Raw genomic sequence first — 13,835 nt, forward strand, 5'->3', positions numbered from 1 at the left:
CTGTCTGCGGCGCACGCATGGAAAAGCGCTGTTTTATCCCTTGATGTATGATGCATCATAATTTTTTGAATCTGAAAACCACTATGAACCATCCCCTGGACAGCCTGGTGCACGTCAATCTGGGCAAGTCCGTGTATGCGACGCTGCGCGATGCGCTGGCGGCCGGGCGCTTCCAGCCCAACGACCGGCTGCGCATCCGCGAACTGGCGCTGCAGCTGGGCACGAGCGTGACGCCCGTGCGCGACGCCATGCTGCAACTGGTGCAGGAAGAGGCGCTGGTGCTGCGCTCGCCGCGCGACTTCCGCGTGCCCGTGCTGAGCGTGGCGCGCTACCTGGAAATCCGCGCGCTGCGCCTGGAGCTGGAAGGCTTGGGCGCGTTCGAGGCGGCGCAACGCATCGACGACGCCACCCTGGCCGACCTCGAGCGCCTGCTGCAGGCGAACGAAGAGGCCATCGCGCGCCACGACTTGCCGGCGGCCCTGCAATGCAACCAGGCGTTTCACCTGGGCCTGGCGCAGGCGGCCGGCATGCCGACATTGAAACGCTTCGTCGACCATCTGTGGATGCAGACGGCGCCGCTGATCGCCGCCGGCTACGCGAGCTTTTCGCCCGACATGCGGGTGGGCCACCACCACGCCATCATCAGCGCGCTGCGCCAGCGCGACGGCGCGGCCGCGCGGCGCGCCATCGAACAGGACATTCTCGACGGCGGGACGCAGATGCTCGCGTATGTGATGCGGCAGGAGCGCATGCACGCCGGGGCAACACAGAAAGAAAAGGACGAGGAAGAACATGAAGCACAAGACTGAACAGAAAATTGAACAGAAAACCGCCATCGTCACGGGCGCCAGCCGCGGCATCGGCCATGCGGTGGCCGAGCGCTTCCGCAGCCTGGGCTGGCGGGTCATCACCGTCTCGCGCAGCCCGATTCCCGGCGGCTGCCCGCGCAGCCAGGAGCACAACACGCATGTGTGCATGGATTTGTCGGACCTGAGCCAGATCGGGCAGATGGTCGATACCCTGCGCCCCATGCTGGGCGACTCCAAATTGCACGCGCTGGTAAACAATGCGGGCGTCTCGCCGAAGGGGCCGGGCGGCTCGCGCGTCAATTCGCTGACCACCGACATGCAGACGTGGCAGGAAATGTACAACACGAATTTCTTTGCGCCGCTGGCCCTGACGCGCGGCTTTGCGCAGGAATTGTCGAACGCGCATGGCTCCGTCGTGAACCTGTGTTCGATCGCCGGCTACCGCGTGCACCCGTTTGCCGGTTCCGCCTACGCCAGTTCGAAGGCGGCGCTGGCATCGCTGACGCGCGAAATGGCCAACGACATGGCGCCGCTGAACGTACGCGTGAACGCCATCGCGCCGGGAGAGATCGACACGGCCATCCTGTCGCCGGGCACCTCGCACATCGTCGACACGCAAATCCCGTTGCGCCGCCTGGGCACGACTGCCGAAGTGGCGGATTTGGTGGAGTTCCTGTGCAGCGAGCGCGCCTCGTACATCACGGGCGCGGAAATTCCCATCGACGGCGGCCAGCGCATTTAAGGAGGAGGAAGAGCATGACAAAACATATCGGCATCGTCGGCTGTTCGGCCGAAGGCGCGGCCCTGTGCTACCGCACGATCTGCGAAGAGGGCGCGCATGCGCTGGGCGCGTATGAACACCCGGAAGTATCGATGCATACGCCGCCGCTGGCGCGCTACGTGGAGTGCCTGAACGGGGGCGACCTGGCCGGCGTGGCCGAGCTGATGCTGGCGTCGGCGCGCAAGCTGCACGCGGCCGGCGCGGAGTTCCTGATCTGCCCCGACAACACCATCCACCAGGCGTTCGAGCTGATGGCGCCCCGTTCGCCGCTGCCGTGGCTGCATATCGCGGACGTGGTGGCTAGCGAAGCGGCCGCGCGTGGTTTCCAGAAAGTGGGCTTGACGGGCACGCGCTGGCTGGTCGACAGCGCCGTGTATCCGGACAAGCTGGGCGCGCGCGGCATCGCTTGCGTGCGGCCCGGCGAGGACGAACGCAGCGAGATCAACCGTATCATCATGGAAGAACTGGTGCCGGGCGTGGTCAATCCGGGCAGCGTGGCGCGCTTCCAGGCCATCATCGGCGGCTTGCGGGAGCAGGGCTGCGACGCCGTCATCCTCGGCTGCACGGAAATCCCGCTGATCATCAGCGACGCCAATTCGCCGCTGCCGACCCTCGATTCCACAAGGTTGCTGGCGCGCGCGGCCTTGCGCCGGGCGCTGGAAACCTAGCGTTCCAGCTGCGCCTGCAGCGCGGCCACCACGAGCGCATGGTCGTCGGCCTGCGCCAGGCCGGACACGGTCACCGTGCCCACCAGTCCCACGCCGCGTATCAGCAGGGGGAAAGCGCCGCCGTGGCCCGCGTACTCGATGTCGTCGAGGTATTTCACGTCTTCAAAGGTGCTGCCCCGGCTTTTATAAGAGATACCCATGTAGTAGGAGCTGCGGCAAAAGCGCTGTACCGTGTTGTTCTTGCGGCGTATCCAGTCCGCCTGGTCGGCCGTGGCGCCCGTCATGGCGTGGTGGAACAGCACTTGGCCATTGCGCGTGATGTTGACGGTGACGGCTTTGCCCCGCTTGCGCACTTCTTCGACGATCCACAGGCCCACGGCCAGCGCGGCATCGTTGTCGAAGCGTTCGAATTGCAGGGATTCTTCCTGTTGCGCCAGGGTTTGCAGCAAATCGGCGTAATGATCCATCGTGAAAGAGGGCGGTAGTGGCTGGAAGCGCTACTGTAGCGCACCACGGGACAGCCGCGCGCGCTTTTTGTGTGGCGCGGCTAAAATAGGCGGCATGAACCTGTCCCTGTTCGCCGATGAAGAGCAAATCCCGGCCGGCCCCGTGCCGCTGGTGCCGGGCTCGTCCGCGTCCATTCTGCTGCGCGGCTTCGCGCTGCCTTACCTGGGTGAAGTGCTGCCGGCGCTGGACGCCATCGTGCTGGCCGCGCCCCTGCGCCACATGGCCACGCCGGGCGGCTTGCGCATGTCGGTCGCCATGAGCAATTGCGGCCCACTGGGCTGGGTCACGGATGGACGCGGCTACCGCTATGCGCGCCTCGATCCGGCCAGTGGTTTGCCTTGGCCGCCCATGCCGCCCGTATTCCTGCGCCTGGCGCAAGAGGCGGCGCTGGCCGCCGGTTATCAGGGCTTCGTTCCCGATGCCTGCCTGGTCAACCGCTATGCGCCCGGTGCGCGCATGGCCCTGCACCAGGATCGCGACGAATGCGATTTCAACGCGCCCATCGTTTCCGTCTCGCTGGGCTTGCCCGCCACCTTCCTGTTCGGCGGCGCAGAGCGGGCCGACAAGGCGGCGCGCATCGGCCTGCTGCATGGCGACGTGGTGGTGTGGGGCGGCGCCGACCGCCTGCGCTTCCACGGCGTGGCGCCGCTGAAGGAGGGCGAACACGCGGTGCTGGGCGCGCAGCGCATCAATTTGACGTTTCGCAAGGCTGCCTGAGCTGGCGCCATGGCGTACCTGGCTTGCGTACGTACTGGGCATGCACGTAGCGCCACGGAATGGCCAGGTAGACGAGCACGACGAACGATATTTCAAACACATATTGCATGGTGGCGGGATCTACCCCGCCGTGCAGCCATTGCGGCAGCGGCACGAGCAGCAGCCACAGGGTCTTCCACAGCGCTTCCCACAGCAACACGGGCAGCATCTGCAGCGGATAGCGCAAACCCAGCAAACACAGCAATGAAAACGCGGCCAGCATGCAGTTCACGGTGCCGCGCATCAGTTCCCACGGCGCGTGCGGCGTGACGATGCCGGGCCACAGCACGCTGCCGAGGCCCAGGACGACCAGCAGATACATGGCGCGCAGCGCATACAGACGGGCGGTCGATACGGTATTCATGGTGCGGTCTCCTGGTCATGGGGGGCGATGAAGGGCTTTATTCGACTTCCTTGAGGATGGTTTCCAGGCTGCCCAAGCGCGCCTGGATCTGCGCCACGGATGCGCTCAAGGCGGCCAGCGACGCTGCCGTTTCCACCTGTGCGGCGGCCATCGACTTGGCCAGCTCCTGGTAGGCGCCGTCCTGCGCCAGCCTGGCGCGCGCCTGCACGATGCCGGACGTGTATTTGAGGGCGAAGATGATGACGGCGGCCGTGCAGGGGAAGAAGAAGGCGGCAAAAAAGATATTTTCAGACATGATGACCTCTACAGTTCAGGATTGATCCGGGTTGGGAGTGAGCGAGGATGCCGCCGCGGCGATGCTGGCCGGCGTCAGCCGCAATTCAAATGGGCTGGCCTCGAAATAGTTGAGGGCCTTGCCGTCGTGCGACAGCTCCAGCTGGCTGGTGACCAGTCCCGCGTGTTCCAGCTTTTGCAGGTGCAAATGCAGCAGGGGACGGCTGATGCCCAGGTCGCGCGCCAGCTGGCTGATGTAATTGCGCCCGCCGCTGGCCAGCGCCGCGATGATGCGCAGCCGGTGCGGGTTGTCGAGCGCCGCCAGCATGAGCAGCAAGCGCTCGCCCGTCAGTGGTGTGTTGATATCTGTCATGTGTCAACATTATCTGACATGTGTTAGCGCGTCAAGAAAAATATCGCATCATATTAATGCAAACTACTTGCAAATATGGCGCCGCCTCTGCAGACTGCCGTGAGAAGGGCGGACGAGCAGGCGTTCGCGCGCTTGAATGGTGCTAATCTGATGTATGTGGAAGACGCGGCCCGCCGCGTGCAGGCGGCGCTGGCGCCATACTGTGCGCAGGCGTGTGTTACCGTACGGCATATGGAGAGCCTGCATCCGCACGATGCCGTGGCGCAAGCGGGCAAGCTTGCCTGAGCTTTTCACTCAACCACCGTGGAGGTAGACAGCATGCCGGAGAAAATCGCGCAGGAGCCTGACGAAGACAGCCTGGAAGAGCAAGTGGAGCGAGAGCGGCGCGAGCATGCGCTGATCGACGAGGAAAAGCTCGGTATGGACGAGCTGGAAGAGGAGCGGCTGAAGAGGGAACACCAGCCTGGCGCACCGGCAGGGCGCTAGCGTCAAGGCAATGTTATCAGCGCTGGCCTCGCGCCGTGCTGCCCGGTACAATTTCGCTTTGTCCTACTCCCCCAACCCCGGAGGCTCATGAAATATCGCGCATTCTTCCAGTTCATCCTCGGCCTGACAGGCGCCGTACTGGCCGCCTCGCAAACCCAGGCCGCCACCATCTGCACGGCCATGGCCGACGCCAAAACAGGCACGGTCTTGCTGCAAGAGGGTAATTGTCTCGACAGAGTCACGCCCGCATCCACGTTCAAGATCGCGCTCAGCCTGATGGGCTATGACGCCGGCTTCCTCAAGGATGAGCACAAGCCCAGCCTGCCATATCGCCAGGGCTATGTGGACTGGGGCGGCGAGGCCTGGCGCCAGGATACGGACCCGTCGCGCTGGATGCAGTATTCCGTCGTCTGGTATTCGCAGCAGATCACGCAGGCGCTGGGCGCCGAGCGCTTCCAGAAATACGCGAAGGCTTTGCGCTATGGCAATGCGGACGTGTCGGGCGACAAGGGCAAGGACAATAGCCTGGAACGCTCGTGGATCAGCTCCTCGCTGAAGATTTCGCCGCTCGAGCAGCTGGGCTTCCTGCGCAAGCTGGTCAACGATCAGTTGCCCGTGTCCAAACAGGCCATGGAACAGACGCGGCGCCTGACGCGCTTGGCCGATGTGGACGGCTGGCAAGTGCACGGCAAGACGGGCGCGGCTTTCCCGCGCAAGGCCGACGGCAGCTTTGATGAAGCGCATGGCTACGGCTGGTTCGTGGGCTGGGCCAGCAAGGGCGAACGCAGCATCGTCTTCGCGCGCCTGGTGCAGGACGAGCAGAAGGGCCAGCAGTCGGCAGGCCTGCGCACGCGCGAAGCGATGCTGAAAGAATTGCCGGCCCTGCTGGAGCAGGCGCAGAAGTGACGGCCAGCATCGTTGCCGCCACCTTCATCGCTTCCGAAGGCGAGTACCTGGAAGCCGTCATCGAAGTGGGCGGCCAGCGCCTGCACGTGATGGACGAGTTTGGTGGTGCGCAGCTGGCCGCCGGCACGCAAGTCCAGCTCGAACTGTGGCCCATGCCCGGCGAGCTTGACGATTGGGACGCCATTTTCCGTGCCAACCCTGGCCGGGAGCAGGGCCTGCTCCGGCTTGACGGCTGGCGCTACCTGGCGCTGGGCGTCGTGACCCAGGTCGACCCCGTCATCTGCGATTGCGGCTTGCTGCAATTGGAAAACCCGTTTACGACGCATGATGTGCGCTGCGTGGGCGCGTATGTCGGCGTCACTGTGGTGCGCCTCGATGCTTGCCTGGCGTAAATTCCGGCCCGCTTTGTTGCCCGCCCTATATACTTGCTGAAACGGATTTTCCGGCATCAGACAAGGTTACAGGCATGGCATCAGGCATGGAGCAGTTTCAGGAAAAAGCAAGGCAGGCATGGATATGGACGCGCGCGCAGGCATTGCGCGTGGGAAGTGCGGCGTGGGTGAGGGCGGTGGCCTTGTACCGGCGTGGTCACGCGCACTTGATGACCTTGCCGCCCGTGCGGCGCGCGCTGGTGCTGGGGCTATGGTCTTTCCTGGCCGTGCTGGCGCTGCTGACCTTGTACATGCTGCTGCTGATCCCCCTGACGCCGAGCATCCACGACTTGCGCCAGGCGCGCGCGGCCGCGCCGAGCACCATGGTCAGCGCCGACGGCAAGGAACTGGCCCGCTTCGACCAGGGCTTGCAGGAACGGGTCACGTTAAAACAGATTTCGCCGAACGTGATCAGCGCCTTGATCTCGACGGAAGACCACCGTTTCTACCAACACCACGGCGTCGATTTCACGCGCACGGCGGGCGCCATCCTGCACACGGCGAGCGGCAACCCCCAGGGCGGTTCCACCATCACGCAGCAGCTCGCGCGCAATATGTTCCCCGAAGAAATCGGCCGCTCGCGCAACCTGAACCGCAAGCTGAAGGAGCTGATCACGGCCCTCAAGATCGAGGCCACCTACAGCAAGACGGAAATCCTCGAAGCGTATTTGAATACGGTGCCTTTCCTGTACAACACCTACGGCATCGAGATGGCGGCCCGCACCTATTTCGACAAGCCCGCGTCGCGCCTCGATATCCTCGAAAGCGCCACCCTGGTCGGCATGCTCAAGGGCACGAATTACTACAATCCCGTCGGCAATCCAGAACGCTCGCTGCAGCGCCGCAACGTGGTGCTGGGGCAGATGCGCAAGCATGACGTCATCGATGAGGCGCGCTACAAGCAGCTGGTGAAACGGCCGCTGCGCCTGCATTTCGAGCGCCAGAGCGAGCGTGCCCAATCGGACAGCCACTTCACGGCCTATGTGCGCAAGTGGCTGATCGAGTGGGCTGACGAAAACGATTACAACCTGGAACTCGATGCCCTCGTGGTGCACACCACGCTCGATTACGACTTGCAGCAGGCGGCCGAGCGCGCCGTCGAGCGCCAGGCGAATGCCTTGCAGGCGATCGCCGACGTGGAATGGAGCCGCGCCGGTGTGCCGTCGTCCACCTCGACGGGCATGTACGCGGGCATGCAGGGCGGCAGCGTGGCGTTTGATTATTTCTGGAAATCGCATCCTGGCTTGCTCGACAGTTTCGTGCGCGAATCGGCCGACTACCGCAAGCTGACGGCCGCCGGCGGCACGCCGGAAGCGGCGCTGGCGCAGCTGAAGGGCGACCGCACCTTCATGGCAGCCCTGCGCAAGTCGAAGACGCGCCTGGAAGCGGGCTTTACGGCCATGGACCCGGCCACGGGCGCCGTGCGCGCCTGGGTGGGCAGCCGCGACTTTGCGCGCGAACAGTTCGACCACGTGTCGCAGGCGGCGCGCCAGCCCGGCTCCACCTTCAAACCCATCGTGTACGGCGCGGCGCTGGAAAAAGGCTTGAGTCCCGAACACGTGTACCGCGATGCCGTGATGGATATCAAGGCGGCCGACGGCACGAAATGGCGCCCGACGGACATGAGCGGCACGACGGGGCGCGACATGACCATGCGCGACGGCCTCGTCTACTCGAAAAACACGATCACGGCGCAAGTGATGCAGGACGTCGGCTTGCCGCCGATCATCAAGCTGGCGCGCGCGCTCGGTATCCGCGACAGCAAGCTGGAAAAAGTGCCGTCGCTGGCGCTGGGCACCAGTCCCGTCACCTTGCTGGAAATGGTCAACGCCTACGCCAGCATCGCGGCCCAGGGCGAAGCGCGCCTGCCGTTTGTCGTCACGCATATCACGGACCGCGAAGGCAAGGTCATCGCCCGTTTCGGCGAAGACAAGCCCAAGCGCGCCATGCAGGCCGAATCGGCCGCCACGCTGACGGACATGATGCGCGGCGTGATCGACCGCGGCACGGGCACGGCCATCCGCAGCCGTTTCGGCATCCGCTCCGACGTGGCCGGCAAGAGCGGCACGACGCAAAACAATGCGGACGGCTGGTTCATTCTGATGCACCCGGAACTGGTGGGCGGCGCCTGGGTCGGATTCAACGACGCGCGCGTCACCATGCGCAGCAATTACTGGGGCCAGGGCGGCCACAACGCCGTGCTGGTGGTGGGCGACTTCTTCAAGACGGCGCTCGACACAGGAAAACTGTCGCGCGACGCGATCTTCCCCGGCGGCAAGCCGCCACCGCCGCTGCGCCACGTGGAACCGGTCGAGGAACCACAGGATGAACCGGTGGAAGAGCCCGGAGATTTGCTGCAAGAGGGCGCGCCGCCGGCGCCGCTGGCCATGCCGGCCGAAGGCGATGGCGGGCAGGAATCGCATGGCAAGGCGGTGCCGGAGCCTGCTCCTGCTCCTGCTCCTGCGCCCGCGCCAGCTCCCGTACCGCAGCCGGTGCCGGCACCGCAGGGATAAACGCCGCCGCCATGGCGAATGCAACCGTTGCAAAGAATGACCATGACCTCACCGAAGCCCACGCTGCGCCTGATACTCGGTGACCAGCTCAATGCCCAGCACCGCTGGTTCACCGAAGTCGATGACGCCACCATTTATGTCTTGATGGAAGTGCGGCAGGAAACCGATTATGTGCTGCACCATGCGCAGAAAATCCTGGCGATCTTCGCTGCCATGCGCGAACTGGCGCGCCAGTTGCGCCAGCGCGGCCACACGGTGCATTACATCGCCATCGACGAGGTGGCGAGCACGCGCTCGATACCGGAGAATATCGAAGCGCTGATTCTTCGCTATGACGCTTGCGCCTTCGAATACCAGGCGCCAGACGAGTGGCGCCTCGACCAGCAGTTGTACCAGGCCGGGCGCCGCTCGCGCATTCCATGGCGGATGGTCGACAGCGACCATTTCTACACGGCCCGCCACGAGGCAGCCGATATTTTCGCCGGACGCAAGCAATGGCTGATGGAGTTCTTCTACCGCCAGATGCGCAGCGCGCATCAGGTGCTGATGGAGGACGCGAAAAAGCCCATGGGCGGGCAGTGGAACTTCGATCACGATAACCGCAAGCCCTGGCGCGGCACGCCCGCCGAGCCGCCAGACCCGCGCACCGTGCATGACCATTCTCGGCTATGGGAAAGCATCGTCGCGGCCGGCGTGAAAAGCTTCGGCGCGCCGCGTGCGGACCGCCTGGCGTGGGCGCTGAACCGGGATGAGGCGCTGCAGCAGCTCGATGCCTTCATCGAGCGGGCCTTGCCGCATTTTGGCGACTTCCAGGATGCGATGAGCGTCAAGGCGTGGCGCTTGTTTCATTCCCTGCTGTCGTTCGCGCTGAACGTGAAAATGCTTAATCCGCGCGAAGTCGTCGCCAGGGCGCAAGCGGCTTATCACGCCGGCCATGCCCCCTTGGCTGCGGTCGAGGGCTTTATACGCCAGATCCTGGGATGGCGCGAATATGTGCGCGGTGTGTATTGGGCCCAGATGCCAGGGTATGCCGAAAAGAATTTCTTTGGCCATGCGCGCCCGCTGCCGTCATGGTTCTGGGATGGCAAGACGAAGATGCATTGCCTGTCGCGGGCGATTACCCAGTCGCTGGAGCAGGCGCATGCGCATCACATCCAGCGCCTGATGGTGATCGGCAATTTCTCACTGCTGGCCGGCCTCGATCCGGCCAAGGTGCATGGCTGGTACCTGGGCATTTATATCGATGCCTTCGAGTGGGTGGAACTGCCCAACACCGTCGGCATGAGCCAGTTCGCCGATGGCGGGCTGCTGGCCACCAAGCCGTATGTCTGCAGCGCCGCGTATATCGACCGCATGAGCGACTATTGCAAAGGCTGCCATTACGATAAAAAGGCGCGCATCGGCGAGCGGGCCTGTCCCTTCAATGCCCTGTACTGGGATTTTTTCCATCGCAACGCGGACACATTGGAGCGCAATCCCCGCATAGGCATGGCGTATCGCCAGCTGGAGAAAATGGACGAGGCGACAATCGCGGCTTTCCGGCAGCAGGCTGCCACGATGCTGGCCAGGCTCGATTCCCTGTAACGCCAGGCAATATGGCCCGCGACCTGCTCGGAGGGTATTGCGCCCGACCCCGCTTTCAGCAGGGTGGCATGAAGAAACTGTAGCAGAGAAGGTGGCAAAAACTGCCGCGTGGCGCCGGCAGCCTGGCTACCATTTGGGTTGACGCGACCAGCGCAGCACCGTGGCAAGCCTGATTCTCACCGTATACTCATCTCCCGTTTCATGCTCCAGCCACAGGATGCCGTCTTCGATGCTGATCCAGGCATCGACTATTCGGGTGTCGAACGGCATCGCCGTATCTTTGATGTCAATCTTCATTCGTCCAGACTCCACATTGAGCGACCTCAATACCCGCGTCGTTCGCTGCGTAAACTCGATGACGTATGAAGTGCTTGTTTTTTTACTCATCAGGAATGCTCACCCAAAATGCTTTGAATATTTTTTTTAATATTACTACATAAACATTTATCCTTGCGCACGAAGGCGAACACGTCAATAAGCTATCAATAGAAAATTTCTATAAGGAAACATTAATTACCTCAATAGGTTTAATTTAAGTCTGGAACAGTGTTATTTTTACGTGCATAAAAAACATTTCCTGGTTAATTATTTCTTGATGGAATATAGATTTATTTTTTTATAATATTAAATATCTTGTATTGCATGTATTGATATAAATCAATGTTCTTTTGGGTGTTAGCTTGAGGATATATTCTTGCTGCTAGGATATGAGATCAACTTTGTCTACAGTGAGTGATGCATGTCCGATGGAAATGAAAATTTCTCATTAGAAATTAATTGTGTGAATACTGCATCGGCATTTCATGCGCTGTATATCAGATATCGTATCCGCATAAGAAATTTGGTAAGTCAGTCCATTCCTCGCGAGGAAGATATCGATGACATGGTTCAGCTTATATTTTTCAATGTTTTTCTATGGTTTAAAAGAGGTTGTGGGTGTTCGATGTTTTATCCAAAGTTATATTCAATGGCCATGCGCTGTATAAGGTCTGATTATCGTGGTGACGGGGAAATTAAATCAAGTTCGCTTGATTTAATTGATGATACGGATTATTCCATTGGTGCATTGAAAATGGTTCATGAAGATAGTCCGGAAGAGATATGCAGTGCAATGGAAACGGGGATGGAAATTATTCGATTAATCGCCAATTTGCCGGCGCCCTTGAAAAAGGCATTATTGTTGCGCGAGGATGAAGGTATGCGCTATGACGAGATTGCAATAAGGATGGGATGCCCGATGGGAACTGTACGAAGCCGTATCCACAGAGTAAGGGCAGAGATACGCAAGATACTGGAAAAAGATCAATGAGGGGGGCTGCCGAACTACGGTAGTCCCGAAGCGGGAGGTTACGGTGCCTGTTCCATACTTGACATGAATTTACATGGTAAATAAAAATTACATCGGTGGCCTCGTGCAGTTGGAGCTTGATCATCCCAGGCGGATCGACGCATTGACCGCACAAAAAATAGATGTGGCGATTATCTTCCAGGAAATGCTTGGCACCGCTGTGGCGGCAAAATACTTGCACACAAATGGCGTGTCGCTAGCTGTCGCTTTGCGCGTATTGGTATGCGAGCGCAGAAAAGATCCATCGCCGCCAAAAATGATCGGAATTGAAAAACGGTAGGTCCATCGTCGGCCGACCAGGCCCATTGCGGGCCAGACCGTATCGCGTCTCAAGCCCGCCCAGGCGCGCCATCACGGCGCCGTCAAGTCCTGGCGCTGGAATTCGATGCGGTTTTCCTGGTAGTCCCACTTGGTGTAGGGGCCGAACACGCGCCGGTTTTCCTTGCTGTCGGCATTCGACAGTTCGCGCTTCATGCGCCGCACGAGGGCGGGGTCCGTGAGCGGCGAGGTGGTGGCGGCGAATACGTCATGCCGCACGCTCTGTTTCGCGTCGGCGCCGCGCGAAATGATGGTGAGTTTGCGCGACGCGGGATCGAAGTACAGGCGCATGGCGAAGGTGTTCATGTCCTGCAGATACAGGCCGTCGTCGCGTTGCTGGGCATAGAAATAATCGCCGCAGACGGCCTTCGGTTCGCGTTTCCACTCGCAGGACAGGACGATCATCAGATGCCGCTCATCGAGTTGCTTGACCAAAATGCGTCCCTTGGAATAGCCCCAGGTGCTGGCCGGCACGGTCGCCGACGAGGCAAGATTGTATTCGCCCACCAGCTTGGTCAAAGGAAGGGGAGCTTGCGCCGACGCGCTGATGCAGAGCGTCAAGGCGGCAGCCGCTGCGGCGCCGCGTATGCAGGAAAATGGAGTCATGATGGCCATAAAGAAAAGTTGCCATATTATAGATGGCAACTTTCTAATACGGCCACGCGCTAGCGCGGCGCGCCGGCCTTACTTCAGCTTGCTCAATTCCGCGATGTCGATCTTGACGACCTTGTCGCCCACGGCGGCGACCAGCGTCTTGAAGTGCGGCGTCGCTTCATGCGCCGTGTGGCCTGCCTTGTCGGTCCATTCTTCCAGCATGATGAAGCGCGTGGGAATCTTGTTGTCGAGGTGCAGTTCGTAGCGCAGGCAGGCGCTTTCCGCGCGGCTCGGCGGTACGACGGCTTCCAGGGCGGCGCGCACGGCGTCGATATGTTGCGCTTGGGCATCGATGGTGGCGACGATGATCAGGGTCATGGTGGTCCTTGTGGTTGGGGTTCCGCAGCTTAGCGCATCTGGCGCTTCCTTGCCGGCCGGCCACCATGGACTGCGCCGCAACGGCGTGCGGCGCAGTTGGCATTGCTCAGGCCGCTTGCAGCGCGCCGATCTGCTCGAAAGCGCCCGTCAATGCCTGCGCCCTGGCTGCGTCGCTGACCTTGACGCCTTCGGCGCGCACGATCTCGATCTGCGTGATGCCGAGGAAACCGAGGAAGGCGCGCAGATGGCTTTCCTGGTGTTCCAGGCTGGCCATCGGCGTGTCGGCGCCGTAGTAGCCGCCGCGCGTCGAGGCGATGATCACGCGCTTGCTGCCCAGCAAACCTTCGGGACCATTGGCGCCATACTGGAAGGTTTTGCCGGGCACGGCCAGCGCGTCGAGCCACGACTTGAGCTGGCTGGGGATGGCGAAGTTGTACATGGGCGCGCCGATGACGATGACGTCGGCGGCCAGCACTTGCTCGAGCGCGCCGGCCAGCGCCGCGCCGTCGGCGTCGCTGGGCGCGGCCGTAAATTGCGGCAGCGGTTGCGCAGCCAGGTCGCGGTAGTGGACGGTGGCGCCAGGCGCGGCCGCTTGCAGGCGGGCGGCGATGGCGGCGGACAACTGGCGGCTGATGGAATGCTCGCCGAGGATGCTCGAATCGATATGCAGGATGTTCATATGGGCTTTCTTGGGTGGTATGATCGGGTGGTATGTTTTTGTAACCGAGGTAAATATAGTGACTATC

At 61.7% G+C, this 13,835-nt stretch carries 19 protein-coding genes and 1 pseudogene; 12 read left to right on the plus strand and 8 right to left on the minus strand.

Annotated elements, in window-relative coordinates; all coding sequences use genetic code 11:
- The first annotated feature begins 83 nt into the window (after nucleotides 1-83).
- Genes V3C40_RS02530 through V3C40_RS02540 form a run of 3 tightly spaced genes read left to right on the plus strand, consistent with a single transcriptional unit; the run spans nucleotide 84 to nucleotide 2,258 of the window.
- Nucleotides 84-809: a GntR family transcriptional regulator gene (locus tag V3C40_RS02530; RefSeq protein ID WP_070302809.1), complete on the plus strand. Its 726-nt coding sequence runs from the start codon at nucleotides 84-86 to the stop codon at nucleotides 807-809.
- The gene (locus V3C40_RS02535) at nucleotides 793-1,551 is read left to right on the plus strand and encodes an SDR family NAD(P)-dependent oxidoreductase (RefSeq protein ID WP_034755644.1); all 759 of its coding nucleotides are present in this window, start codon (nucleotides 793-795) and stop codon (nucleotides 1,549-1,551) included. The genes V3C40_RS02530 and V3C40_RS02535 overlap by 17 nt, the downstream gene beginning before the upstream one ends.
- 14 nt (nucleotides 1,552-1,565) lie before the next feature.
- On the plus strand, nucleotides 1,566-2,258 hold the full coding sequence (locus V3C40_RS02540; RefSeq protein ID WP_034755651.1) for an aspartate/glutamate racemase family protein: 693 nt from the start codon (nucleotides 1,566-1,568) through the stop codon (nucleotides 2,256-2,258).
- Here the strand turns inward: V3C40_RS02540 and V3C40_RS02545 are convergent.
- On the minus strand, nucleotides 2,255-2,725 hold the full coding sequence (locus V3C40_RS02545; RefSeq protein WP_046682905.1) for a heme-degrading domain-containing protein: 471 nt from the start codon (nucleotides 2,723-2,725) through the stop codon (nucleotides 2,255-2,257). The genes V3C40_RS02540 and V3C40_RS02545 overlap by 4 nt on opposite strands.
- A gap of 94 nt (nucleotides 2,726-2,819) precedes the next feature.
- On the opposite strand from V3C40_RS02545, the gene alkB reads away from it, so the two are divergent.
- Entirely contained in the window at nucleotides 2,820-3,482 is a 663-nt protein-coding gene (alkB, locus tag V3C40_RS02550) for a DNA oxidative demethylase AlkB (protein WP_319991431.1), read from the plus strand.
- Here alkB and V3C40_RS02555 read toward each other — a convergent pair.
- From V3C40_RS02555 to V3C40_RS02565, 3 genes are read right to left on the minus strand one after another with little or no spacing between them, the layout of a single operon-like run.
- On the minus strand, nucleotides 3,454-3,885 hold the full coding sequence (locus tag V3C40_RS02555) for a hypothetical protein (protein WP_034755659.1): 432 nt from the start codon (nucleotides 3,883-3,885) through the stop codon (nucleotides 3,454-3,456). The genes alkB and V3C40_RS02555 overlap by 29 nt on opposite strands.
- Nucleotides 3,886-3,922: 37 nt before the next feature.
- The gene (locus V3C40_RS02560) at nucleotides 3,923-4,180 is read right to left on the minus strand and encodes a hypothetical protein (protein WP_046682902.1); all 258 of its coding nucleotides are present in this window, start codon (nucleotides 4,178-4,180) and stop codon (nucleotides 3,923-3,925) included.
- A gap of 15 nt (nucleotides 4,181-4,195) precedes the next feature.
- Nucleotides 4,196-4,531: an ArsR/SmtB family transcription factor gene (locus V3C40_RS02565; RefSeq protein ID WP_034755664.1), complete on the minus strand. Its 336-nt coding sequence runs from the start codon at nucleotides 4,529-4,531 to the stop codon at nucleotides 4,196-4,198.
- A 75-nt stretch (nucleotides 4,532-4,606) separates the two neighbouring features.
- Between V3C40_RS02565 and V3C40_RS02570 the strand changes: the two are divergent.
- The 6 genes and pseudogenes from V3C40_RS02570 to V3C40_RS02595 form a co-directional block, all read left to right on the plus strand.
- Nucleotides 4,607-4,816 (plus strand): annotated as a pseudogene (locus tag V3C40_RS02570) (GTP cyclohydrolase, FolE2/MptA family); the annotation flags it as partial.
- A gap of 33 nt (nucleotides 4,817-4,849) precedes the next feature.
- Nucleotides 4,850-5,017 carry a hypothetical protein gene (locus tag V3C40_RS02575; RefSeq protein WP_161781517.1) on the plus strand — a complete coding sequence of 56 codons (168 nt, stop codon included), beginning with the start codon at nucleotides 4,850-4,852 and terminating at the stop codon, nucleotides 5,015-5,017.
- Between the two features lie 87 nt (nucleotides 5,018-5,104).
- A complete protein-coding gene (blaOXA, locus tag V3C40_RS02580; RefSeq protein ID WP_219328756.1) occupies nucleotides 5,105-5,923 on the plus strand; it encodes a class D beta-lactamase in 819 nt (272 codons plus the stop codon).
- Entirely contained in the window at nucleotides 5,920-6,315 is a 396-nt protein-coding gene (locus V3C40_RS02585; RefSeq protein ID WP_331776408.1) for a hypothetical protein, read from the plus strand. Before blaOXA ends, V3C40_RS02585 begins: the two co-directional genes overlap by 4 nt.
- A gap of 74 nt (nucleotides 6,316-6,389) precedes the next feature.
- Entirely contained in the window at nucleotides 6,390-8,867 is a 2,478-nt protein-coding gene (locus tag V3C40_RS02590) for a penicillin-binding protein 1A (RefSeq protein WP_331776409.1), read from the plus strand.
- A 42-nt stretch (nucleotides 8,868-8,909) separates the two neighbouring features.
- Nucleotides 8,910-10,451 carry a cryptochrome/photolyase family protein gene (locus tag V3C40_RS02595; RefSeq protein ID WP_442907213.1) on the plus strand — a complete coding sequence of 514 codons (1,542 nt, stop codon included), beginning with the start codon at nucleotides 8,910-8,912 and terminating at the stop codon, nucleotides 10,449-10,451.
- 126 nt (nucleotides 10,452-10,577) lie between these two features.
- Here the strand turns inward: V3C40_RS02595 and V3C40_RS02600 are convergent, their stop codons facing one another.
- Nucleotides 10,578-10,748, minus strand: a complete 171-nt coding sequence (locus tag V3C40_RS02600) for a hypothetical protein (protein WP_161781518.1) — start codon at nucleotides 10,746-10,748, stop codon at nucleotides 10,578-10,580.
- Nucleotides 10,749-11,190: 442 nt separating this feature from the next.
- Between V3C40_RS02600 and V3C40_RS02605 the strand changes: the two genes are divergently transcribed.
- Both V3C40_RS02605 and V3C40_RS02610 read left to right on the plus strand, forming a co-directional pair.
- The gene (locus V3C40_RS02605; RefSeq protein ID WP_331776411.1) at nucleotides 11,191-11,760 is read left to right on the plus strand and encodes a sigma-70 family RNA polymerase sigma factor; all 570 of its coding nucleotides are present in this window, start codon (nucleotides 11,191-11,193) and stop codon (nucleotides 11,758-11,760) included.
- A gap of 73 nt (nucleotides 11,761-11,833) precedes the next feature.
- Complete coding sequence (locus V3C40_RS02610) at nucleotides 11,834-12,079, plus strand: hypothetical protein (protein WP_070302697.1); 246 nt, start codon at nucleotides 11,834-11,836, stop codon at nucleotides 12,077-12,079.
- Between the two features lie 71 nt (nucleotides 12,080-12,150).
- Here V3C40_RS02610 and V3C40_RS02615 read toward each other — a convergent pair whose 3' ends face one another.
- The 3 genes from V3C40_RS02615 to V3C40_RS02625 all read right to left on the minus strand — a co-directional run bounded on the left by V3C40_RS02615 (nucleotide 12,151) and on the right by V3C40_RS02625 (nucleotide 13,768).
- Nucleotides 12,151-12,723: a hypothetical protein gene (locus tag V3C40_RS02615; protein ID WP_331776412.1), complete on the minus strand. Its 573-nt coding sequence runs from the start codon at nucleotides 12,721-12,723 to the stop codon at nucleotides 12,151-12,153.
- A gap of 78 nt (nucleotides 12,724-12,801) precedes the next feature.
- Complete coding sequence (locus V3C40_RS02620; RefSeq protein WP_166447263.1) at nucleotides 12,802-13,089, minus strand: putative quinol monooxygenase; 288 nt, start codon at nucleotides 13,087-13,089, stop codon at nucleotides 12,802-12,804.
- A gap of 106 nt (nucleotides 13,090-13,195) precedes the next feature.
- The gene (locus tag V3C40_RS02625; protein WP_034755676.1) at nucleotides 13,196-13,768 is read right to left on the minus strand and encodes an FMN-dependent NADH-azoreductase; all 573 of its coding nucleotides are present in this window, start codon (nucleotides 13,766-13,768) and stop codon (nucleotides 13,196-13,198) included.
- Nucleotides 13,769-13,835: the final 67 nt, after the last annotated feature.

It is taken from the genome of Janthinobacterium sp. LS2A, from assembly GCF_036543145.1.
Taxonomy (GTDB): Bacteria; Pseudomonadota; Gammaproteobacteria; order Burkholderiales; family Burkholderiaceae_D; genus Janthinobacterium; species Janthinobacterium aestuarii.